Source organism: Microvirga sp. P5_D2, from assembly GCF_054049475.1.
Genome location: NZ_JBFUMH010000091.1, coordinates 1 through 21,189 on the forward strand (window position 1 = coordinate 1; position 21,189 = coordinate 21,189).

Below are 21,189 nucleotides of genomic sequence, written 5' to 3' on the forward strand. Positions count from 1 at the left end.
CTACAATCTCACTCGGGTGCTGAACATCCTGGGTATTCAGCCGCTGATGGCCGCCCTCAGGACTTAGGGGCGGGTTCTGCCCGCGTCATCACGCCTGTGACACGCCGGATCCTCGCTTCAGAGGCGATGGGAGCTTCATTCCATCGACGATAAGCCAATCCGCGCTCGCCCATGATGGTGAAGGGCCTTGGAGCGGGGAAAGCCGCAATCCGTCTTTTGCGAAAGCGTTTTGACACGACCAAGACCCGATACGGACGTTTGTTCGTGGTGGCTGCTCTCTGATCACGCTTTAGATCTACCTGCCTTGGCATAATTTCGTGAGCTGTGGTCTCTTGTCCATTGAGGAAGTATGCTCATGTCCAAGTGGTGGGTGAATTCTCAGTGAGGAGGCATTTTCCTATGTCCGGCCATGCAATCCACATCAAGGTCGACGGGAGGACCTATTCCGGGACCTACAAGGTCGACCGCAAGATGCTGACCGTGACAACAACTTACGGCAGGAAGTCCGCCGAGATTGCCCCTAGGGTGGCGCACGAGACCCTAGCACACCAGCTCCTGCAGGAACTGGTGCAGCAGGAAAAGTCACGCAAAGGCGCGACGCTCTGATAAAAGGTGGTGCCCTCCTTGCACCGCATCGTTCGGCACGGCGGCGCATGTCACTGTGACAAACCGTCGATCATGAGGGCGAGATCCTGGATGTCTTCATCCAACCCAGGCGGGACAAAGCTTTCACATGTGCGGGGGCTGCGGCCTGAGGCATCTGCGAATTATTCCTGTCCCAGATCCAAAGGCTGAGACGATAGATCATGCCGGTCGATCTTCATCGACGCGGTTACGGTGACGACCCGCTGGTCGTGCTTATCGCGCACCTCGATGACGACATCGCTGAAATCCCCCCTTGTCAGCCGGTCGGTGCCAATCTCAGCCGCCGAGCGAGCCGCCCCTCGGATGGCAACGTCCAAGCTGTCGAACTCGGCGCCCTCGTCATCACGCAAGAGGTCCGTGCCAGTCTGGACATCGAAATAGTAGAGAGCCACACTTATCTCCCTCTCCCAAGACATGACGCCTGACCAGCAGGAGGGTTTCTGGACTGTGACTAAAAGCCTCCCAGGTCCCGGGATCCGCTACCGCGATGGGGCTGGCGGATACGTGCCAGGTAGCAGGCGTTGGTAGACCCGGCGGATTTTGCCGTAGCATTCGCATGTCGTCTCCTCGAGCCCCGCTCGGTCGAGGACGGTAATGCTGCCGCGACTCTGCTGGATCAGGCCCGCTGTCTGCAGCGTGCGGGTCACGACGCTGACGGTGGAGCGCTGGACCCCGAGCATCTCGGCCAGGAACTCATGCGTGAGCGGCAGGGTATCCCCATCCGCCCGGTCGTGCATACTCAGGATCCACCGGCAGCAGCGGGCCTCGACCGGATGCAGGGCATTGCACGAGACCGTCTGGAAAGTCTGGGCCAGAAAGGCTTCGCCATAGAGCAGGATCAAGAGCCGGAGCTTGGGACGAGTATCCCGCACCTCGTTCAGGCGCTCGAAGGCAATCCGCGAGGCGGTGCCGGCCATCTGCACGACATAACGGCCGAAGGCCTCCCGCGTCACCAGGGCACTGAGCAAGCCCGCGACCCCCTCGCGCCCGAACACCGCAACCTCGTTGATGGCGCCATCCTCCATGACGTTCACAAGCGAGATGATCGCGTTATGGGGAAAGTAGGCATGGCCGATCAGCTCGCCAGCGTCATAGAGGATCTGACCGCGCTTCAGCTCGACGAGGTCGAGATGCGGCTCAAGAGCCGCAAAGTCCTCAGGCTCGAGAATGGCCAAGAGCCGGTTGGTGCAATGACTGGCGATCAGACCCTGAGGCATGGCACGGGTTCCGCCTACAACGCTACAACGCGGATGAGGGGGGATCGTCTCAGCGTAGCCGGTCCATATACGGCCTACTACGAAATTCGACCCCAATGATCCGGAATGTCTGAAAATGGCACGAGCCTGACCTTAGCCGTACTTCCGCACTGCTGGGATGAGCGGACCTTCGCACCAACAACCGCTACTACTCAGTTTGACCCAATGTATGGACCGGCCGTGCGTCGCAAGGGAATTCGGGAATGGCGAGGTTGGTCTTGCGCTAATGTATCCGGCCCTTGGGGAGCAAAACTCCTGGCCATCATGGATATCCGCGCACATTGGTTCTCATTAGCGGATCGGCCCTTTATGGCCCTTTGGGTCACCAGAGCCCCAATGTGACGGCGCGACCGTTCTCCATCTCCTCATTCTCTCGCAGACCTCGGCAAGCTCAGAGCGACGACTGATGCGGACAGAGGCTTTCAGCCTCAGCCTGCCACAGCCGCTGCTCGTGGTTCATAGACGCGGTTCTGGCTCAGCACACTCCACGCGATGCGCGCCAGCTTGTTGGCCAGAGCTGCCGCCAGGACATTGTGGTGCAGGCGCATCGAGGCGGCGGCCAGCCACTCTCCAAAACCGTGTTGGCGCCACTTTGCTGGCCAGAGCAGCAGCACGCGAGCGGCCTGAACCAGGAGCGAGCGCAGGTAGCTGTTGCCGCGCTTCGACAGCCGGCCCAGCACAGTTCTATCTCCGGTGGAGATCTGGCGTGGCACCAGGCCAAGCCAGGCCCCAAAGTCTCGTCCCCGGCCGAAGGCGGCTCCGTTGCCGATACTGGCCACCATGGCACTGGCGATGATCGGCCCAACACCTGGCACGCTCATCAGACGCTGGCAGGCCTCGTCCTGCGCCACGAGAGCTTCAATCTCGCCTGTCACCGCCTCGATGCGCTCGTCGAGATGATGCCAGTCCTGCGTCAGCCCCTCGATCATGTGCGTCATGCGTGGTGTGAGGACATCGGTGCGCTGAGCGAGAATGTCCGGCAGGGCCTGCCGCAGGGAACGCAGCCTCTGGCGCACCGCAATCCCGCGCTCGAGCAGGAATGCCCGGATCTGGTTGACTACCGCCGTACGGTCACTCACCAGCCGCGACCTAACGCGATGAAGCGCTTGCAGGTCGAGTTGCTCGACTGTCTTGGTCGGAACGAACCGCATGGTGGGGCGGAGCACGGCTTCAGCAATGGCCTCAGCATCGCGGAAGTCGTTCGTATGATGGTTTCGTCAAGTCATCTTCGGATCCTCAGTCGTGTTCGACGTCCAGGGCGCGCTTGCATCAGGTCAGGCGCTTGGCGCCATCCACTCGTATCCGGTCAGCAAAGCCGACCCAGGTGCCTCATGCACGGCGTGCAAGCTGCAGGCGGGCGGGATCCAACTCTTTGGTTCGGGTCTTGAGCCCCAACGACTTCACGATCACACGTCCACCCCGGACGTCACGGAGCCGTCGCTCCGGGACGATCTTGTCCAATCTCGGTCAGGTCTGTGCGGCTCGGATCCTGGCTCCCGCTGGCACAAGACCGGTGGTGGCGTAACGCCACAACGCAATCAGCAGCTTTCTGGCAACCGCAACGATGGTGATGCGTCGGCTCCGTTTGCTGTTGCCTGTCGTGCGCGCCAGGAACCAGGCGGTGACGTCGCTTGTCGTCTGGAACCGAACCCAGCGCCACGCCAGCTGGATCAGGCGCGCGCGAACGATCGCATTCCCCGCCTTGCTGATGCCCTGCTCGTGCCGGAGGCGGCCACTGCTGTACGGACACGGTGTCAGTCCTGCGAAGGCTGCGAGGCTGCGGCGATCCCGAAAGTCACGACACAGTCCTCACGAGCAAGCACCACGGCTGTCTCACGGCCAACGCAGGTGAGCTTCTCCAGCATGGTCACGGCATCCGAGGCTGCGGGCTCGGATCGAGCCGGCGCCCCCTTGCTCTCCGATGAGGCCAGGAACACCGGTTCTGCCATGGCCTGCTCAACCTCCTCAATGTGCTGCAGCACGAGTTCGAGCCGCGACAACTCCCGTTCGACCTCAGCTCGGCACCGCGCCGGCAGAGGCCCTCCGCAGCTCGTTTGCAAGACAGCCAGTGCTTCGCGTCGGTCACGCCGGAGCGGCTGGTAGGTTCGGACGCCATGCAGCGCCAGCAGGCCTTTGATCCGATTGGCGTGGGCCACCCGTTCTTTGACCAGTCGCGCCAACTCACGATGAGGCCTGCGCGCATCCTCCTCCTGGATGCTCGGGATCCGGACGAAGGAGCACGCGTGCCGGTCCCCACGACGCCAGGCCTGCAGCGCCCGCAAGAGGCATTCCGCGTCGACCCGATCGGTTTTGACGCGGCGCGCCCGGCGGTCGACCTTGAGGCTGGCCGGATCCATCACCCGGCAGACGATTCCGCTCTGAGCGAGACGGCGCTGCAACCAGAACCCGTCATAGCCCGCCTCGAAGACGCATTCGATCTCGACGGCAGCCCCCAATTGGTCTTCGGCGCTACGCCGGATCTGCTCGATTGTCTCGATGAGCGTATCTGCCTCACCCCCGCCGACACGCCGCCGTGACACCTTACCGGTGACAGGCTCGTGGATCGCCAGGAGCCACGTTGCCTTGCTCAGCTCAATTGCCACTAGAACTGCCGCTACTCTCAAGTCCTGAGTTTGATCCATGGCCGCCTCCTAAGTCAGCACCGACGCCGCCTTGACCATCATGGTATCTCTTGTGGCTTTTGCGGAAGGGGATCACGAACTGCGCGGGGATCAGCTTCACATCATGGCCGAGCGCCAGCAACTGGCGGCTGAGATGGTGCGCTCCGACGCAGGCTTCCATGCCGATCAGGCAGGAGGGCATGTTGGCAAGGCGTTGCTCCACCTGCCCGCGTGAAAGCTTCTGGCGCAGGACAATGGCGCCGCGGGCATCCAGTCCAACCAAGTGAAAGCTGTTCTTGCCGATGTCGATCCCTAAAGTGGCAACGTGCTGAAGCGGAGCATTAGGCATGGCTCAAGTCCTCGTGCTGGGCGCCCCTCATGAAGGGTGCGCCGGTAAGCACGGCCGGYCCATCCCATTAGCGGAAATTCAGCCAGTGCGGGCTCAACGATTGTCACAGGTCAGCATTACCGGCCAGAACATTCGTGTCGACGGGGGCAGTATGAGCCTGATGAGGAAGTAGGATCCGGTTTTACCCGCACGTTACTGCCAGGCGGGTTCTACATAGGGGATCCCATGACCGCGAGCGTCCGTATGGAGCTTTGGCAGAGGGTACCTCCAGGTCCGCAAAGATCATAAAGCCCAGCTCTAGCAATCACATTCTTCCCAAACTAAGAACGCCCCATTCGATGGAAGCGGGTGTCAGCCACGACACCCGCTCTTTGCCGCCTTTTATGAACCAGCGTGCCTCAGCCTGTGTCCTTGTTCAAACGTCTCATCCCCGATCTCACTCACATCAGCCGTGTCGAGCAGCTTCGCGTCTGTGCTGGCATCATGTTCGGCATTGTACTCCTGGGCCTTGCAGGGATGGGATCCCGAGATTTGATAGAAGGATTGCCACTGCTGACCGCCCCCTTGGGAGCATCCGCCATCCTCGTGTTTGCCCTGCCAAGCAGCCCCTTGGCGCAGCCATGGTCGATCCTTGGCGGGAACATGATCTCAGCAGCCATCGGGGTAGCCTGCGTCCGCTGTGTGCCAGGGGAACTCCTGCCTGCGGCCATGGCCGGGACACTCTCGGTGGCTATGATGTTTGCCTTGCGATGCCTTCATCCGCCCAGTGGCGCTTTGGCTCTCATCGCAGTTCTAGGCGGCCCAGCCGTCAAGGCAGCGGGATTTGGGTTTGTGATCTGGCCTGTTGCGACTGGCTCACTGGCTCTGCTCGTGGTGGCCCTGATCTTCAACAACCTGACCGGAAAGCGCTATCCACACCTGTCCAAACCTGCTCCAGTAAACCGCCACAAAACTGCTGACCCCGCGCCCATGGAGAGGATTGGGGTCACAGCCAGCGACTTCGATATCGTTCTCGACCAATTCGACCAAATGATCGACATCGACCGTGACAGCCTGGAAGATCTGTTTCGACGTGTGGAAATGCAGGCCTTCAATCGGCGCTTTGATGGGATGACCTGCGCTGAAATCATGTCGCGGGATGTAGCAATGGTCACTCCAGAGACGAGCTTGCGTGACGCCTGGAGACTCTTCYAGCGGCACCACATCAAAGCCTTGCCTGTTGTCTCCGGTGATCGGAATGTGATTGGCATCATGACGCAAACAGACCTCATCAAGCACAGCGACTGGGATATGCGCACCGGGCTTGAGATGAGTGTTCCCCAGATTGCCCGGCGGGTGATCCGGCTGGACCGCAAGGTCGCAGAGATCATGTCGTCGCCTGTTCAGACGGCGCGCCAGGAGACCGCCGTCGCTGAGTTGGTTCCCCGCATGGCCAATGCCGGGCTGCATCAGGTCCCGATTGTTGACTTGGATAATCGGCTTGTCGGCATCGTCACACAATCGGATCTCGTGGCGGCCCTGTTCCGCGGACGCGGGATCATTCAGGCAGAGTCTCGGCCACGTGAACGAGTACCCATATCAGTTGTGCGATAAAGCCTCGCCCAAGAGCGCAACAGGGTAGTCTTTTCCGATCCGTCCGCGGCAAACAGGCGATGCGTAAGGTCTGGATTTGGCACTGGGCTGACCTTATCCGGAGTTCTGCATTGGCGGTGTGAGCGGACCTTCATTTGGTTCGCTCTACGCTACTCTTTGACCCAGCGTGTGTAAAAACGCGAACAGGTCCGATCCCGGCGAACTATCTGTACAATTTCGGCCCTATACGCCGAGGAATCTCCGGTTAGCACGGCCTCGCAAGACATAAAATTGCTCAAGCGAACGACACGTCAGCGTTTTTACACAGCCAAGACCCATAGCTGACCCTAGTGATCTCACGAAAAAGCTCGGCGTGATTCAGTCGGTTCTTTCAAAACCTTACTCAGGAAGTGATCTCGTGCGGCTGGTTTGCATTTGTTGAACAACCAGCAAAGCAACCTGTCGAAAGGATCGAATGGCGGGTGTGTCCTTGCCACGTTGCCATCCGAGCGCAACATGGACTGGTTCCGGCTCATCCAATATCTGCAGGAAGCGGACACCTCTCGGACGGAGGTTTTTAGCGGTTTCCGGCACAACGGCGATCCCAATGCCGGCCCCAACCAGGCCTACGATCGTATGAATTTGTGTTGCGTGTTGAACGATTTTCAGAGTGAGGCCGTTTTTCTCGCACATCGCCGTGATGCGTGAGTGAAACAGCGGGCTTTCTCGCTTCGAGAACATTACCATCGGCTCCTCAGCGAGCGATTTCATGTTGACGGCATCGAGTTTTGCCAGCCGATGCTTGTCGGGCACAGCGAGTAGAAACGGGTCCTCCATGATCGCTTGAACTTCGATCCCTTGTGGTGCGGGCTGTGGCCGCAGAAGCCCAATGTCGATCAGACCTCGGCTCAACGCGTCATGCTGTTCGGCGATGCTCATCTCACGCAATTCGAGTTCGATATCGGGATAGAGATGCCGAAACCGCTCGACGATCGCTGGGAGGAGACCGTAGGTCGACGAGTGAATGAAGCCGACGACCAGATGGCCGTACTCACCTTTGCTGACCCGTCTGGCGTCGACGACGGCCTTGCTCACCTCTTCCAAAATCTGGCTCGTGCGATCCAAGAAGAGGGCGCCCGCCGGAGTCAGCTCGACGGTGCGCTGGGTTCTCTTCAGCAGCAAAGCGCCGATCTCGTCCTCAAGCTGCTGAATCTGCCGTGATAGCGCGGGTTGAGCGATGCGCAGGCGCGCCGAAGCTCGGCCGAAATGCAATTCCTCAGCCACGGCTTGGAAATATCGCAGTTGCCTGATTTCGATCATGATTCATGCCGGAACGGTATCAATCGGACACCCACTCTATATTGGACATTATGGGTCATTGGAAAGAAGTATCTCCCACAAGATCGGAGGCATGCTCCGGCGTGCCATGGGAGAGAACGAATGATACCGGGTTTCAGAATCGTGAACGGTGGGCAGCGTCCCTCGGAAGAGATGCTAACCGCATTTAAAAGCATTCCGTCGGCTATTATCAGCGACAACATGAACCGTCTCTTTGCTGGCGGGCCGGAACTGCGGCCCGTGCATCGGCGCGGCACGCTCTGCGGCGTCGCCCTGACCGTGCGCACGCGTCCCGGCGACAACCTCATGGTTCATAAAGCTCTGGATATTGCTCAGCCCGGCGATGTCATCGTTGTCGACGCGGGTGGGGATACGACCAACGCGATCATCGGCGAGATCATGTGGTCCTATGCCAAGAGCCGTGGGCTCGCCGGTTTCGTGATCGATGGATCCGTGCGGGATACGGCGGTTCTCGCCGACGGAGATCTGCCAGTCTATGCACGGGGCGCCACACACCGCGGTCCTTACAAGGATGGTCCGGGCGAGATTGGGGTTCCGGTGTCGGTTGGTGGAATGACCGTTTCATCCGGTGACATTATTGTCGGTGATGAAGACGGCGTTCTCGCGATCCCGCAGGCCGAGGCTCGGACCATTCTCGAAATGGCTCAGGCGCAGCAGGCTCGTGAGGGTGAAATTCTTCGCTCCATCGCAGACGGAACGGTCGATCGTTCTTGGGTCGATCAGACTCTTGCCGCGAAGGGCCTGAGGCTATGAGCGTGCTCGTGCCTCATGATCGCCTGACCGAATTCTGTAGCACCGTATTCCAGCGCGCCGAGGTTCCTGAAGCCGTTGCATCGGTCGTGGCGGAAAGCCTGGTCTATGCGGATTTGCGAGGTGTGGAGTCCCATGGCGTCGTCCGCACCGAAATCTATCTGCGCCGGGTCGCCGAAGGCATGACTAATCCGCATGCCGCTGTCCGGCTCGATCGCGACGGCGGATCGACCGCCTTGGTGGACGGAGGCAACAATTTCGGCGCCTACGTCGGAGCAAAGGCGCTCGACCACGCCCTCGAGAGAGCGAAGAAGCATGGCGTCTGCGCTCTCGGCGTGAAGCGGTCCAACCACTTCGGTACCGGCGCCTTCTACGCGCAGCGGGCGGTCGAAAATGGACTGGCCCTCATCGTGCTCTCGAACGCATCCCAAACCATGCCGCCTACCGGCGGAGTCAGACCTTTCCTAGGGACCAACCCGATTGCTTTCGGGTTCCCGACTGGCCGCGAGGTTCCGTTCATTCTGGATATGGCGACGAGCCTCGTGGCGCGCGGAAAAATCATCGTCGCCGCAAAGCGAGGTGAATCAATCCCTACGGGATGGGCAGTGGACAAGGAGGGCAGGCCTACAAACGACGCGGAAGCGGCGCTCGAAGGCGCGGTCCTGCCCCTCGGCGGTCCCAAGGGCTTCGGTCTCTCTATGGCCATCGACATCCTTTCGGGCATCCTTACGGGCGCAGGCTATGGTCCCTCCGTCAACAACATGTACGACAACTGGGCCGAGCCCCAGGACGTCGGCCATTTCTTCATCGCGCTCGATATCGAACGCTTCATGCCGCTTGCTTCATTCACCGAGCGGCTTGGGCATTACATCGAACTCCTGAAGGCAGAGCCAAAGGCGCCCGGCACCTCCGAAATTCTTCATGCCGGCGAAGTCGAGCATCGGCTCGAAGCGCAACGGCGCYGGGAGGGCATCGAACTGTCCGATCGCGTTGCCGAAGACCTTCGTGCCATTGGTGACCGCTATCAGGTCGCCTGGATCGCTTAAATCTCAAGAGCAAGAGAACCATGTCTGCATCAATTTCACCCTTCAGCTATCATATTCCCACTGCTATCGAATTCGGATGGGGTTCGCTCGCCAGACTTCCGGCGCTCGTCAAGAGCCTGGGCGGCACCCGCGTGCTTCTCGTCGGTGATCCGGGCGTTGCCAAAGCTGGACTCGTCGATCGCGTTGTTGGAACGCTCTCGGCCGCAGAAGTCCCTGTTATAGCCTTCACCGATGTGGAGAGCGATCCGGATGTGCGCTCCGTCGACACCGGAATTCAGATTGCCAAGTCCGAGCGCTGCGATGCAGTGATCGGCATTGGCGGCGGCAGTGCTCTCGATACCGCGAAGGCGATCGGGCTCATGCTGACCAATCCGGGCAACATCCGCGACTATGTCGGTCTCGGCAAGATCGAGCAGGCAGGCGCTCCGGTCATCGCTATCCCGACCACCGCTGGAACGGGCAGTGAGCTGACGGTCTGGTCCGTGCTCTCCGACAAGGAGAAAAAGGTGAAGATCAGCGTCGGCAGCGTTTTCAACTGCCCACGCATCGCCCTTCTCGATCCCGAGCTGACGCTTTCGCTGCCGCCTGCCGTGACTGCGGCCACCGGCATGGATGCGCTGACCCATGCGCTCGAATCCTACGTCAATAAGGCCACTCAGCCGATTTCCGAGGCTATGTCGGAGCAGTCGATGACGCTCATCGCCCGCAGCCTGCGCGTCGCAGTCGCGCAGCCCGACAATGCCCAGGCCCGCGCCGACATGTTGCTTGCGAGCACCATTGCGGCGATGGCCTTCAACAACACCCGGCTTGGTCTAGTGCATGCTTTCGCCATGCCTCTCGGCGCTCGGTTCCATATCCCGCATGGACTGGTGAACGCCATCATGCTTCCGGCCGTGATGCGCTACAACCTGCCGGGCAACCTGCGCAAATATGCGCGCATCGCGGAGATTTTTGGCGAGCCGGTTGCTGGACTGAGCCTGCGCGAGGCCGCCGAGCGCTCGGTGATTGCGATCGAGAGTCTGAAGGCGGATGTGGGCATCACGGCAAAGCTCGGTCAGTTCGGTGTCACCGAGGCCGATTTCGATGGTATCGTCGGCGAGGCTCTGCTGTCCGGCAACGTGCCCGTCAATCCGCGCCAGCCGACTCATGAAGATATGAAGGCGCTCCTGCGCGTCGAACTATAAGGGAGCTCCTCTCATGAACATGCTGAATTGGCTCGAAGAGAATATCGGCCGGCGTTATGGGAACTTCATCGATGGCGAATGGCAGGATGCCGGCGCCAACGCCGCTCCGATCCGCAACTCTGCACGCAAGGATCAGATCCTCGGTTACTTCGCCGAAAGCACTGCGGACGATGTGAGCCTCGCAATCGAATCCGCCCATCGCGCTTGGAAGTCGTGGCGCGAAGTGCCTGGGCCTGAGCGCGGAGCCATTCTGTTCCGAGCGGCCGACATTCTCGAACGGAGGGTCGACGAGATCGCTTTCGCTCTGTCAGCGGAGCAGGGAAAGGTCCTCGCCGAAGCCCGGGGCGAGGTCATGCGGGCAGCCAAGGAGCTTCGGTTCTGCGCAGGCGAGGCAAGCCGCATCGACGGCGACACGCTGCCGAGCGAGAAGCGCAACGGTTTGGCTATGACGCTGCGTGAGTCAGTTGGCGTCATCGCTGCCATCGCCCCGTGGAATTTCCCCGTGGTGACGCCCGTTCGCAAGATCGGCCCGGCACTTGCCTATGGCTGCACAGTCGTCTTCAAGCCGTCGAACTTCACGCCGTGGGCGGCAGCAAAGCTGATGGACGTGTTCAGCGAGGCAGGGCTTCCCAAGGGCGTTGTCAATCTGGTTCTCGGTTCGGGACGGACAGTAGGCGAGGCCATGACGCGGCATCCGCTCGTGCGTGGCGTCAGCTTTACCGGGTCCACGAAAACGGGAGCCGAGATCAACGCACAGGTGGCGCGCCGTTTCGTACGCACGCAACTCGAGCTCGGCGGCAAGAATCCTGCGGTGGTCCTGAGCTACAAGGATGCCGGTTCCGTCGCCAAGCAGATTGCATCCGCCGCCTTCGCATGCTCCGGACAGCGCTGCACCGCGATCAGCCGCGTCGTGGTGCTGGAAAGCCTCGTCGACGAGATCACGGAAGCTTTGGCTGCGGAGCTTTCGAAGATCCGCGTGGGGCCGGCCTGGGATCCGCAGGCCAATATGGGGCCGCTGATCACGGATCAGCACCGCATCTCCGTGCTACGCAACATGGCTGTCGGCCTGGACGAAGGCGGACGCCTCAGGTTCGGCGGCCGGGTGCTCGAAGAAGGGGAGTTGGCTCATGGCCATTTCCTTGAGCCCACGCTCATCGATCACGTGGCGCCCGACAAGCGCCTTGCCCGCGAAGAGGTTTTCGGGCCGGTTCTGAGCGTCGTCGCGGTCCGGGACGCGCAGCAGGCCTTCGAGGTTGCGAACTCCGTCGAGTACGGACTTGCCGCATCGGTCTTCACCCGCGACGTGGACGAGGCTCTCCATTTCGTGCGGGAGAGCGAAACCGGAATGGTGCACGTGAACCATGGCACCGCAAGCGAGGCGCATCTCCCGTTCGGGGGTGTGAAGGGTTCCGGCTTCGGAGCCTATTCGATCGGCCACAGCAACCAGGAATTCTTCACCACGCTGAAGGCTGTCTACTTTCAATCCTAAGATCCGAAGGGGTGCGCCGCGCGGCGCACTCCATCAACTGGACACCTGCCGTCAATGACCGGCTTCAACATCATCAGGGAAGGAAACACGATGAAACTCAAGCAATATCTCTTCGCCGCTGCTGCTTGCGTGGCTTTTCTGCCGAGTCTTGCCTCGGCGCAAACAGTGCTCAAGCTCGGGCATGTCTGGCCTCAAACCGAGATCCACGCGAAAGCGGCCGAGATGTTCGCTCAGGACGTCGAGAAGGCAACGAACGGCGAAGTCAAGGTCCAGCTCTTCGGCGGCAGCACCCTGGGCAGCGATCGCGAACTGGTCGAAGGCTTGAAATTCGGAACGGCCGACATCTGGGTCGGCGGTGCCGGCGTGCTCTCGTCCGCATCCGACACGGCGAAGATCTTCACCCAGCACTTCATGATCTCCAGTATCGACCACTTCAAGAAGGTCTATGACGGCCCGGTAGGGCAGGAGGTCGCGGACCGGATCAAGAAGGAATCCGGATACCAGGTCATCTCCTATTGGCTTCGTGGCCCGCGCTGGCTGACCACGAAAGCCGAGGTGAAGGCGCCGAAGGATTTGGCCGGCAAGAAGATCCGCGTTCCCGACAGCCCGGTGTTCGTGAAGTCATGGCAGGCCCTGGGCGCGGCCCCGACGCCGCTCAACTTCGGTGAGGTCTTTACCGCACTCCAGCAGGGCGTGATCGATGGCCAGGAGAATCCGCTTTCGCTGATCCTGACGTCGAAGTTTTCCGAGGTCGTGAAGTACCTCGTCAAGACGGAGCACGTCTACGAGCCGATCGCAGTGGTCATGAGCACGCAGAGCTTCTCCAAGATTCCGGAAAAGCATCGTGAGGCCGTTCTCAACGCCGTGAACGGTCGCGCCAAGAAGTTCGCTGCAAACGAGGTCACGACCGGAGAGCAAAGCTTCCTGCAGGCTCTCAAGGATCAGGGCATGACGGTGGCCGAAGTGGACAAGGCGGAATTCCGCAACAAGGTCAGCTCCGTCGTAGACAAAGACTTCGCATCCCTGAAGCCGCTCTATCAGAAGATCGTCGCTGAAGGCGCGGGCGCCAGCAATTAACAGTCAGAGTTGGAAGGAACTGGATATGCAGTCTTCTTCGCAACTGGACAAGGCCRAGGGTGCGCCCCCGGCCTTGTCCAGACCCTTGGGCGGCAGTCTCGTGCGTAATCTCATCGGGATTGTCGACCGGTTCAATGCAGCCCTCCTTTTCATCCTCTCTCTGGGGCTTGGCGTCCTGACCTGCCTGGGCCTTGCTCAGGTAGTGTGGCGCTACGTTCTTGGAGAACCGCTGATCTGGTCGGAAGAGGTCATCCGCTACGCATTGATCTGGACGGTATTTCTTGGAGCCGGAATCACGATCAAGAAGGGCCTGCTCGCGGCCGTCGAGGTCGTCAGCCAACTCGGCCCCCAGCCTCTGCGCAAAGTCCTCGGCGGATTGTCCATCGTCATCTGCGCCGCGTTCTGGGGCGTACTCCTCGCCTACGGCCTACTCATCCTGGATGCGGTCCAAGGCATGGTGTCGGGCGCTTTGGAAATGCCCATGCCGCTCGTCTATCTGGCGATCCCGGTCGGGGCTGGAATCGCTCTCATCAACACGCTTGCCGTCGCCCTCGATCCCCCCGAGCAGACGCTCGAAACTGCTATGGACTAGGGAGTTATCGCTATGTCTCCAGCCGCGATCGGCGTCGTGCTGATCCTCTTCTTCTCTGTCGGCGTTCCGATTGCGATCGCACTTGGAATGACGTCCGTCGTCTTCATGCAAAGTTCGGGAATCCCGTTGCAGGCGCTCGTGCAGCGCATGTTCGCAGGACTCGACTCGTTTCCGCTCGCCGCAATCCCGTTTTTCATCCTGGCCGGCGCCGTCATGGAAGCGGCAGGAATTTCCGGGCGACTGATCAATTTCGCCCAAGCGCTGGTTGGGAAGGCAAGGGGAGGTCTCGGCCTCGTCACGGTGATCTCCGCCATGTTCTTCGCGGCGATCTCCGGGTCCAGCGCGGCCACCACGGCGGCCATCGGCAGCATCTTGATCCCCGCCATGGCGGTACGCGGCTATCCCCGTCCGTTCGCGACAGCGGTTCAGGCATCCTCGGGCGAGCTGGGCGTGATCATCCCGCCTTCGATCCCGATGATCATCTTTGCCCTGACGGCCGGTGTTCCCGTTTCCATCGGCGATCTTTTCATGGCGGGCGTCGTCCCGGGCCTCGTGATCGGCGGTTCGCTGATGTTGACCGTCTATGTCATCAGCCGGGTTCGGGGCTATGGTCTCGGCGGCGGAGCAGGAAAAGTAGGCCTGGAGGAACCTCCGGCGAAGCTGGAAGCGTTCCGTGCAGCCGGTTTGCCGCTCCTCATGCCGTTGATTATTCTCGGCGGAATTTACGGCGGCATCTTCACGCCGACCGAGGCCGCCATTGTCGCGGTGTTCTACTCGCTGCTGCTCGGGCTCTTCGTCTACAGGACTCTCACGGCGGCGAACCTCATGGCGGCTCTGCGTTCCTCCCTGCTGAGCACCGTTGCGATCCTGCTCATCATTTCGACGGCGAGCGTCTTCGGCTGGGTTCTCACGGCAAACCGCATTCCGGACATGGTCGCTCAGGGCTTCATCTCCCTGTCTGACAATCCGTATATCTTCCTGCTGCTGGTGAACCTCCTGCTGTTGATCGTCGGCATGTTCCTCGAAACGGGGGCTGCCATCATCATCCTGGCGCCGATCCTCACCCCGGTCGCGCTGAAGCTGGGCATTGATCCGATCCACTTCGGCATAATCATGATCGTGAACCTGGCGGTCGGCATGACGACTCCACCCGTCGGCGTGAACCTGTTCGTGGCGTGCCAAGTGGCAGGGTTGAGAATTGAGCAGATCCTCAAGAGCATGTTGCCGTTCTATGGGGTGCTGCTTCTCGATATCGTCATCATCACCTACCTGCCGCAGCTGTCCCTATGGCTGCCTGCGCTGCTGAAGTGATGGTCATGGATCCGCGCCAGCTTCTGCTCGACTGTTTCCAGCGTGCAATTCAGGCTTGCCGCCCGGCCGACATCATGGCTTCCTTCCTGCCGGCTCCGCCGGCGGGAAGGACAATCGTCGTCGGTGCGGGCAAGGCCGCTGCTTCCATGGCGGCAGCTCTCGAGAAGCTCTGGACGGGGCCACTGGAGGGCATGGTCGTGACGCGGCATGGCCATGGTGCGGAATGCGAGCGCATCCGCGTTATTGAGGCGGGCCACCCGAACCCCGATGAGGCGGGCGAGAGGGCGGCGCGCGAGATGCTTCGGCTGGTTCAGGGCCTTGGTCCTGACGATCTGGTGCTATGCCTTCTGTCCGGAGGCGGTTCGTCCCTGCTCATGCTTCCACCGTCGGGCGTGACGCTTGCAGAAATGAAGGCGGTCAACTCCGCCCTCCTGCGAAGCGGAGCTCCGATCCATGACATGAACCGGGTTCGCTCCGTGGTGTCGCAAATCGGCGGCGGGCGTCTGGCCATTCAGGCCTGGCCTGCGCCTGTCGTAACTCTTGCGATCTCCGATGTGCCGGGCGATGATCCGGCCACGATTGCTTCGGGGCCGACGCTCGCGCCGACCTCCTCGCCAGCAATGGCGCTTCAGGTTCTCGATCGCTATGGGGTGGAGATACCTCCGAGTCTTTCGGCTTATCTGAACGCGGAGGAGGCGCAGCCTCCGTCACCGCAGCATCGCGCTTTCGCAACCGCTGACTTTCGGCTGATGGCATCCGGCACATCCGCTCTGATGGCCGCGGCGAAAGCGGCTGAGGAAGCGGGCATCAGGACACTGGTCCTTGGCGATTCCATCGAAGGCGAGGCGAGGGAAGTCGGCAAGGTTCTTGCCGGCGTCGCCCGTTCCGTCCGCCTGGACCAAACGACCATTGGCCGTCCCTGCCTCTTGTTGTCAGGTGGGGAGACCAGTGTCTCGGTCACGGCTCAGGGCCGGGGCGGGCGGAATACGGAGTTTCTTCTTTCGTTCGCGCTTGCCGTCGATGGCCTGGATGGCATTGCGGCCATTGCGTGCGACACGGATGGAATTGACGGCTCCGAAGACAATGCAGGTGCCTTTGCAGACGGCACGACGGTCGAGCGCATCCATGCGGCGGGCGTCGATGCGCGCGAACGGCTTGCAGGGAATGATGCCTACAGTGCGTTCGAGGCTGTCGGAGACCTTGTCGTCACAGGTCCCACTCTCACGAACGTGAACGATTTCAGAGCAGTCCTTATCCTGTGACTAAACATGGGCGACGCGAGCGATCGGCCCATGCGATCGTTTCCCGCCTCGTCCATGTCGCGCAACACGTTTTCATTCCCCCATAAGGGACATCATCCAAAAGAGGCTGGCATGAGCAATTCCCATCATCCCTCCCGGGTCGTCTTTCTTGATACGGGAACCTTTCCCACGGGCATTACTATTCGCGATCTCAGCTTTCCGCACGATTTCGTCCTTCACGAAAAAACGTCGCCGGACGAAGTAGCCAGCCGGATTGCGGAAGCCGATATCGTCGTTACGAACAAGGTGCCTTTGCGGCGTGAGGCCTTGAGCCAAGCGCCGAGGCTTAAGTTCATCGCGGTTGCGGCAACGGGCTACGACGTCATCGATCTGAAGGCCTGCAAGGATTTCGGTGTGACGGTATCGAATATCCGCAACTATGCCATCAACACTGTTCCGGAGCATACCTTCGCTCTCATCCTTGCCCTGCGCCGCAGCATTACCGCATACCATCGCTCTGTGACCGCAGGCGATTGGCAGAAATCGGGTCAGTTCTGCTATTTCGATTATCCGGTCAACGACCTTTCGGGATCCACGTTGGGTATCATCGGCGACGGTGTGCTGGGCCGCGCGGTCGCCGATCTCGGCCGGGCCTTCGGCATGCGCGTGCTGTTCTCGACCTACAAGGGCGTGTCCGGCATGGGGCCGCTCTACACCCCGTTCGAGGACGTGCTTCGCCAGAGCGACGTCATCACGCTTCATGCGCCCCTAATGCCGTCGACGCGGAACATGATCAGTGCTGCGGAATTCGCCTTGATGGAGCGCCGTCCGCTATTGATCAACACGGCCCGCGGAGGACTTGTCGACGAGAACGCTTTGTATGAAGCGCTGATCGGCAAGCAGATTGCCGGAGCAGGTTTTGATGTTGTGACTACAGAGCCGCCACTAAACGATCACCCGTTCATGCGCCTGCTCGATCTGCCGAACTTTATTCTGACGCCCCATATCGCATGGGCCAGTCGTGAAGCCATTCAGGGACTCGTCGATCAGTTGATCGAGAATATAGAGCTTTTCCAGCAAGGCACACCGCGCAACATCGTCAGTTCAACTTGAGGGGAGGCCGGCCGCAATGTCGCGCGGCGGCGGGCCCTGATCGAAGAGAGTTTTACGCGCTATCTCCAGCAACTCGCCACGGCTGATAGTCTTGGAGGGGACAGAAGCGCTGGCGTCCGAACGTGAGGGCGCGCAGCTCCTGCGCACTCATGAAGGGCTCATACCGGCCATCGCGGCCCAAATCGACACAAGTCCAGAATTGCTGGCGCACACGAGCCGCTTCGCTAAGATCTACAAGGGACTGGCGGCCTATCGCAAGTGCCAGGCCGCGGCAGCGGCTACGCATGGCCATCCGGTGGCCCGTCACCTCTTCCTGCACTATCCGCACGACTGTAACGTCTATGGCCTCCGCTATCAGTATTTGCTCCGTCCTGACCTCATGATCGCACCAGTCGTCGACAAAGAGGCCACATCAGTCGAGGTCTACTGGCCGGAAGGTACGGAGTGGATTGATCACTAGACGGGTGCCGATACGGGCTAGGCCGGCGAATGGACCCTGATGCCTGCGCCGCTGGGCCGACCAGCAGTGTTCCTGCGCAAGGGAGCCGAGCAGGCGGCTGAAATCATCGGTGGGCTGAGAGGCGTCGATGTACTCAACTGACACAGCTGATCCTTATCTCGCAGTTTAGAAGGACAGCTAATCGCCTTGTTGCACGAATAGGTGAGTTGGTAACCGAAACTGGCTGACATAGGTGGCCTGTGCTTTTCATGTCGGATGTCTCCCGTGCCGTTCAAAGCCAATGCCGCTCGCCGTCACCGCATTCCCAAGCAGCGGCATCGGGTGACGAATTGGGCTGAGTACGACGCCAGCCTGCGTCAGCGGGGCAGTCTCACCGTCTGGTTCACCGAGGAAGCCATTACGGCTTGGCGGGCTGAGCCCCGCACCACACGAGGCGGTCAGCCCCGCTATTCTGCCCTCGCCATCAGAACGGCATTGACCCTGCGGGCGGTGTTCCGGCTGGCACTGCGTCAGACGGAAGGTCTGATCGGCTCGATCCTCCAACTTCTGGGGCTAGATTTGGCCGTACCAGATCACTCGACCCTGAGCCGCCGCGCCGAAACTCTGGAGGTCCCACGGTTGCAGTCACGCACCGGACCCATTCACCTGCTGGTGGACAGCACAGGCTTGCGGCTGTGCGGGCCCGGCGAATGGTTGATCGAAAAGCACGGCACCCGCAGGCGCCGATCCTGGCGAAAGCTGCACATCGGGGTAAACGCGGAGACCGGACAGATCCTCGCTTCAGAGCTGACGGCCAACGATGTCGATGATGGATCGCAGATCGAACCGTTGCTCGACCAGATCACAGGCTCCCTCGCCTCCTTTACTGGTGATGGGGCTTACGATCAGGCCGGCGTCTACGGCACCGTCGCCAAACGCCATCCTGAGGCCCAGGTGGTTGTTCCACCGCGATCAACGGCGGTGTTGAGCGAGGATGTGGAGATCGCTCCGACCCAGCGCGACCGGCATCTCCAAAACATCGCGGAGCATGGACGCCTGGGCTGGCAGAAGCGATCCGGGTACAATCGACGAGCTTTGGTGGAGACCGCTATCAGCTGCTTCAAACGAGTAATTGGGGATGGGCTGCGCTCGCGGACGGACCAGCGACGTACCACTGAGGTCGCCATCGCAATTCGTGCCCTCGACCGCATGCTTGAGCTTGGACGCCCAAAGTCCGTTCGCATTGCCTAAACTGAGGACGTGGCGTGGGCGGAGTGCGCTCTTCAGCCGATCCATGCAACACGGTCGCGACGATCGACACGCCGGCTCGCTTCCGGCGCTCCAAGGCGGTGGGGCCTGCCTTGGGGCTGACGCCCGTCCTGCACCAGTCAGGGGAAAGCAGCCGGGTCGGCCGGATCTCATTGTGCGGCGATGCCATGATGCGAACCCTGCTGTTTGAAGCGGCTCAGATCATCCTGACCCGAGCCAGCCGCTGGTCCTGGCTGAAAGCCTGGGCCATGAAGGTGGCCCAGCGGCGCGGGCGGGGAAAGGCTGTCATCGCGCTCGCCCGCCGGCTAGCGACCATTCTGCATCGGATCTGGTGTGATGGCACTGAGTTCCGTTGGACGAGGGAGGCTCAGGCGATGTAGTTGCTTCTGGCCGACGAAGACCATCCGAGCCAGCCAGAAAGACAAGGTTCCGCCCCGAGGCGGAGAGCTGTCCCTCGCGGGACGATGAATGAAGCGAGTCCGCACAAAGGTATGTTCCTTGCGCCCCCGGCACAAAGGACGCTGTTGAGATCGTTCCGCTTCATTCTTCTGACCCCATAGTGGAAGAGCCGTTGCGCTGATTCCGGAGAGAAGCGAGAACCCGCGGGACAGTGATGTCATGGAGCCAAACGGATCGGAATCGCTTGACTGAACCCGGCCGAATAGAGAAGAAGCCCTTTGTGCGAGCGGTGCTCGACGTCTGGCATGACCTGACGCCGGGCGGCTGCGTAGGAGCCGAGCTTGTCGGTGATCATGCGCCGGGGTGGGCAGCCCTGTTTCTTCAAGAGGCGAGTCAGCAAGCGTTTCGCCGCTTCGGTGTCGCGGCGGCTCTGGAGGATTTCATCGAGCACATAGCCATCCTGCTCAACCGCCCGCCAGAGCCAGTGTTTCTGGCCCGCAATGGTGACCACAACCTCATCCAGGTACCAGATGTCACGGCGGCTTGGCGGCTTGCGCCTGAGGCGGCGAGCGTAAGCTGACCCGAACTTCAGCGCCCATCGGCGGACCGTCTCGTAGGACACGACGATGCCGCGCTCGAGCAGCATCTCCTCAACCAGCCGCAGGCTCAGCGGGAACCGGAAGTACAACCAGACCGCATGGGCGATGATCTCCGGTGGGAAGCGGTGGCGTTTGTAGCTGACGGACTTGGGCATGCCGGACCATCTACACGCTTCGCTCTGATACTCGGGTTAACGTGACAACACCCTTCAATGAATTTGACAGGCATATTGCGAAGATGCTGTGATCAGTCGACACTACTAAGTGGGGGTGGGCACCATGGCCTCGGAGAATACTCACCGGATCATCACTAGTGAGCATGTCATTTATCATTTTCACCCAGATCTCGAGGCGAAATGGTATGTCAAACCACATGAGCTTCTGGAGATCCGCTGCCCGGACGGCGTTCATGGCCAGATCCGGACCGAGCAGGATCGCTACCACGTGGTCGACTACGACCATATCAATGACGCGGTAGGGCCGATCCATGTGGAGGGCGCCCAGCCCGGCGATCGTTTGATTTTCGATATTCACGATATCCAAATCCCGCAGGACTGGGGGTATATCCTGCTGATCCCTCAATTTGGTCTGCTGCAGGAGAAGATCACTGAAGCCCACACTAAGATCGTCCCGATCCGCGATCAGCATGTGTGCTTCGATGACCTCAGGATTCCGCTCGATCCCTGCATCGGCACAATCGGTGTGGCCACCCAGGAAGGGCGATACAATACCGTGATCCCCTTTGACCATGGCGGCAACATGGATACGACCGCAATCCGTGCCGGAGCTCGCGTGCATTTTCCTGTAAACCAGCCAGGAGGCCTCATCGCCATGGGAGATGCCAAGGCGGTTATGGGAGATGGCGAGGTGTGCGGCAC

The 21,189-nt window shown here is 60.7% G+C and carries 19 protein-coding genes and 4 pseudogenes; 15 read left to right on the forward strand and 8 right to left on the reverse strand.

What is annotated here, in order from left to right:
• Positions 1 to 399: 399 nt before the first annotated feature.
• A complete protein-coding gene (locus ACXJKO_RS19875; RefSeq protein WP_457092813.1) occupies positions 400 to 606 on the forward strand; it encodes a hypothetical protein in 207 nt (68 codons plus the stop codon).
• A 161-nt stretch (positions 607 to 767) separates the two neighbouring features.
• Here ACXJKO_RS19875 and ACXJKO_RS19880 read toward each other — a convergent pair whose 3' ends face one another.
• The 6 genes and pseudogenes from ACXJKO_RS19880 to ACXJKO_RS19905 form a co-directional block, all read right to left on the reverse strand.
• Positions 768 to 1,037, reverse strand: coding sequence for a DUF6894 family protein (locus ACXJKO_RS19880; protein WP_457092814.1), 270 nt, complete (start codon positions 1,035 to 1,037; stop codon positions 768 to 770).
• Positions 1,038 to 1,124: 87 nt separating this feature from the next.
• Complete coding sequence (locus ACXJKO_RS19885) at positions 1,125 to 1,862, reverse strand: Crp/Fnr family transcriptional regulator (RefSeq protein WP_457092815.1); 738 nt, start codon at positions 1,860 to 1,862, stop codon at positions 1,125 to 1,127.
• 467 nt (positions 1,863 to 2,329) lie between these two features.
• Positions 2,330 to 3,103, reverse strand: a pseudogene (locus tag ACXJKO_RS19890) (IS110 family RNA-guided transposase); the annotation flags it as partial.
• A gap of 265 nt (positions 3,104 to 3,368) precedes the next feature.
• The gene (locus tag ACXJKO_RS19895) at positions 3,369 to 3,707 is read right to left on the reverse strand and encodes a transposase (protein ID WP_457092829.1); all 339 of its coding nucleotides are present in this window, start codon (positions 3,705 to 3,707) and stop codon (positions 3,369 to 3,371) included.
• Complete coding sequence (locus ACXJKO_RS19900; RefSeq protein ID WP_457092816.1) at positions 3,656 to 4,543, reverse strand: IS110 family transposase; 888 nt, start codon at positions 4,541 to 4,543, stop codon at positions 3,656 to 3,658. The genes ACXJKO_RS19895 and ACXJKO_RS19900 overlap by 52 nt, the downstream gene beginning before the upstream one ends.
• A gap of 49 nt (positions 4,544 to 4,592) precedes the next feature.
• A pseudogene (locus ACXJKO_RS19905) lies at positions 4,593 to 4,871 on the reverse strand (IS110 family transposase); the annotation flags it as partial.
• A gap of 405 nt (positions 4,872 to 5,276) precedes the next feature.
• On the opposite strand from ACXJKO_RS19905, the gene ACXJKO_RS19910 reads away from it, so the two are divergent.
• The gene (locus ACXJKO_RS19910; RefSeq protein WP_457092830.1) at positions 5,277 to 6,464 is read left to right on the forward strand and encodes an HPP family protein; all 1,188 of its coding nucleotides are present in this window, start codon (positions 5,277 to 5,279) and stop codon (positions 6,462 to 6,464) included.
• Positions 6,465 to 6,842: 378 nt separating this feature from the next.
• Here the strand turns inward: ACXJKO_RS19910 and ACXJKO_RS19915 are convergent, their stop codons facing one another.
• Positions 6,843 to 7,763 carry a LysR family transcriptional regulator gene (locus ACXJKO_RS19915; RefSeq protein ID WP_457092817.1) on the reverse strand — a complete coding sequence of 307 codons (921 nt, stop codon included), beginning with the start codon at positions 7,761 to 7,763 and terminating at the stop codon, positions 6,843 to 6,845.
• Between the two features lie 120 nt (positions 7,764 to 7,883).
• On the opposite strand from ACXJKO_RS19915, the gene ACXJKO_RS19920 reads away from it, so the two are divergent.
• The 12 genes and pseudogenes from ACXJKO_RS19920 to ACXJKO_RS19975 form a co-directional block, all read left to right on the forward strand.
• Entirely contained in the window at positions 7,884 to 8,555 is a 672-nt protein-coding gene (locus ACXJKO_RS19920) for an RraA family protein (protein ID WP_457092818.1), read from the forward strand.
• 8 nt (positions 8,556 to 8,563) lie between these two features.
• Positions 8,564 to 9,598, forward strand: coding sequence for an Ldh family oxidoreductase (locus ACXJKO_RS19925; RefSeq protein ID WP_457092819.1), 1,035 nt, complete (start codon positions 8,564 to 8,566; stop codon positions 9,596 to 9,598).
• A gap of 20 nt (positions 9,599 to 9,618) precedes the next feature.
• Positions 9,619 to 10,782 (forward strand): iron-containing alcohol dehydrogenase, encoded by a 1,164-nt coding sequence (locus tag ACXJKO_RS19930; RefSeq protein ID WP_457092820.1) that lies wholly within the window; start codon positions 9,619 to 9,621, stop codon positions 10,780 to 10,782.
• Between the two features lie 13 nt (positions 10,783 to 10,795).
• On the forward strand, positions 10,796 to 12,271 hold the full coding sequence (locus ACXJKO_RS19935; protein ID WP_457092821.1) for an aldehyde dehydrogenase family protein: 1,476 nt from the start codon (positions 10,796 to 10,798) through the stop codon (positions 12,269 to 12,271).
• A 90-nt stretch (positions 12,272 to 12,361) separates the two neighbouring features.
• Positions 12,362 to 13,348, forward strand: a complete 987-nt coding sequence (locus ACXJKO_RS19940; RefSeq protein ID WP_457092822.1) for a TRAP transporter substrate-binding protein — start codon at positions 12,362 to 12,364, stop codon at positions 13,346 to 13,348.
• Between the two features lie 25 nt (positions 13,349 to 13,373).
• On the forward strand, positions 13,374 to 13,940 hold the full coding sequence (locus tag ACXJKO_RS19945; RefSeq protein WP_457092823.1) for a TRAP transporter small permease: 567 nt from the start codon (positions 13,374 to 13,376) through the stop codon (positions 13,938 to 13,940).
• Between the two features lie 12 nt (positions 13,941 to 13,952).
• On the forward strand, positions 13,953 to 15,251 hold the full coding sequence (locus tag ACXJKO_RS19950) for a TRAP transporter large permease (RefSeq protein ID WP_457092824.1): 1,299 nt from the start codon (positions 13,953 to 13,955) through the stop codon (positions 15,249 to 15,251).
• Positions 15,251 to 16,513 (forward strand): glycerate kinase type-2 family protein, encoded by a 1,263-nt coding sequence (locus ACXJKO_RS19955; protein WP_457092831.1) that lies wholly within the window; start codon positions 15,251 to 15,253, stop codon positions 16,511 to 16,513. The genes ACXJKO_RS19950 and ACXJKO_RS19955 overlap by 1 nt, the downstream gene beginning before the upstream one ends.
• A gap of 111 nt (positions 16,514 to 16,624) precedes the next feature.
• Positions 16,625 to 17,605: a D-2-hydroxyacid dehydrogenase gene (locus ACXJKO_RS19960; RefSeq protein ID WP_457092825.1), complete on the forward strand. Its 981-nt coding sequence runs from the start codon at positions 16,625 to 16,627 to the stop codon at positions 17,603 to 17,605.
• Positions 17,606 to 17,696: 91 nt separating this feature from the next.
• On the forward strand, positions 17,697 to 18,065 hold the full coding sequence (locus ACXJKO_RS19965) for a hypothetical protein (protein ID WP_457092826.1): 369 nt from the start codon (positions 17,697 to 17,699) through the stop codon (positions 18,063 to 18,065).
• Between the two features lie 264 nt (positions 18,066 to 18,329).
• Positions 18,330 to 19,295 carry an IS5 family transposase gene (locus tag ACXJKO_RS19970; protein ID WP_457092827.1) on the forward strand — a complete coding sequence of 322 codons (966 nt, stop codon included), beginning with the start codon at positions 18,330 to 18,332 and terminating at the stop codon, positions 19,293 to 19,295.
• A 62-nt stretch (positions 19,296 to 19,357) separates the two neighbouring features.
• Positions 19,358 to 19,693 (forward strand): annotated as a pseudogene (locus tag ACXJKO_RS19975) (transposase); the annotation flags it as partial.
• Positions 19,694 to 19,983: 290 nt separating this feature from the next.
• Here ACXJKO_RS19975 and ACXJKO_RS19980 read toward each other — a convergent pair.
• Positions 19,984 to 20,466, reverse strand: a pseudogene (locus ACXJKO_RS19980) (IS6 family transposase); the annotation flags it as partial.
• Between the two features lie 124 nt (positions 20,467 to 20,590).
• Between ACXJKO_RS19980 and ACXJKO_RS19985 the strand changes: the two are divergent.
• Positions 20,591 to 21,189: acetamidase/formamidase family protein (locus tag ACXJKO_RS19985; RefSeq protein WP_457092828.1), on the forward strand; the 599-nt coding region annotated here is incomplete at its 3' end.

Coding starts and splice junctions, on each gene's coding strand:
- ACXJKO_RS19955 (WP_457092831.1), top strand. CDS start 15,251: ATGGTCATGGATCCGCGCCAGCTTCTGCTCGACTGTTTCCAGCGTGCA.
- ACXJKO_RS19885 (WP_457092815.1), bottom strand. CDS start 1,862: ATGCCTCAGGGTCTGATCGCCAGTCATTGCACCAACCGGCTCTTGGCC.
- ACXJKO_RS19920 (WP_457092818.1), top strand. CDS start 7,884: ATGATACCGGGTTTCAGAATCGTGAACGGTGGGCAGCGTCCCTCGGAA.
- ACXJKO_RS19875 (WP_457092813.1), top strand. CDS start 400: ATGTCCGGCCATGCAATCCACATCAAGGTCGACGGGAGGACCTATTCC.
- ACXJKO_RS19915 (WP_457092817.1), bottom strand. CDS start 7,763: ATGATCGAAATCAGGCAACTGCGATATTTCCAAGCCGTGGCTGAGGAA.
- ACXJKO_RS19940 (WP_457092822.1), top strand. CDS start 12,362: ATGAAACTCAAGCAATATCTCTTCGCCGCTGCTGCTTGCGTGGCTTTT.
- ACXJKO_RS19930 (WP_457092820.1), top strand. CDS start 9,619: ATGTCTGCATCAATTTCACCCTTCAGCTATCATATTCCCACTGCTATC.
- ACXJKO_RS19950 (WP_457092824.1), top strand. CDS start 13,953: ATGTCTCCAGCCGCGATCGGCGTCGTGCTGATCCTCTTCTTCTCTGTC.
- ACXJKO_RS19900 (WP_457092816.1), bottom strand. CDS start 4,543: ATGGATCAAACTCAGGACTTGAGAGTAGCGGCAGTTCTAGTGGCAATT.
- ACXJKO_RS19960 (WP_457092825.1), top strand. CDS start 16,625: ATGAGCAATTCCCATCATCCCTCCCGGGTCGTCTTTCTTGATACGGGA.
- ACXJKO_RS19935 (WP_457092821.1), top strand. CDS start 10,796: ATGAACATGCTGAATTGGCTCGAAGAGAATATCGGCCGGCGTTATGGG.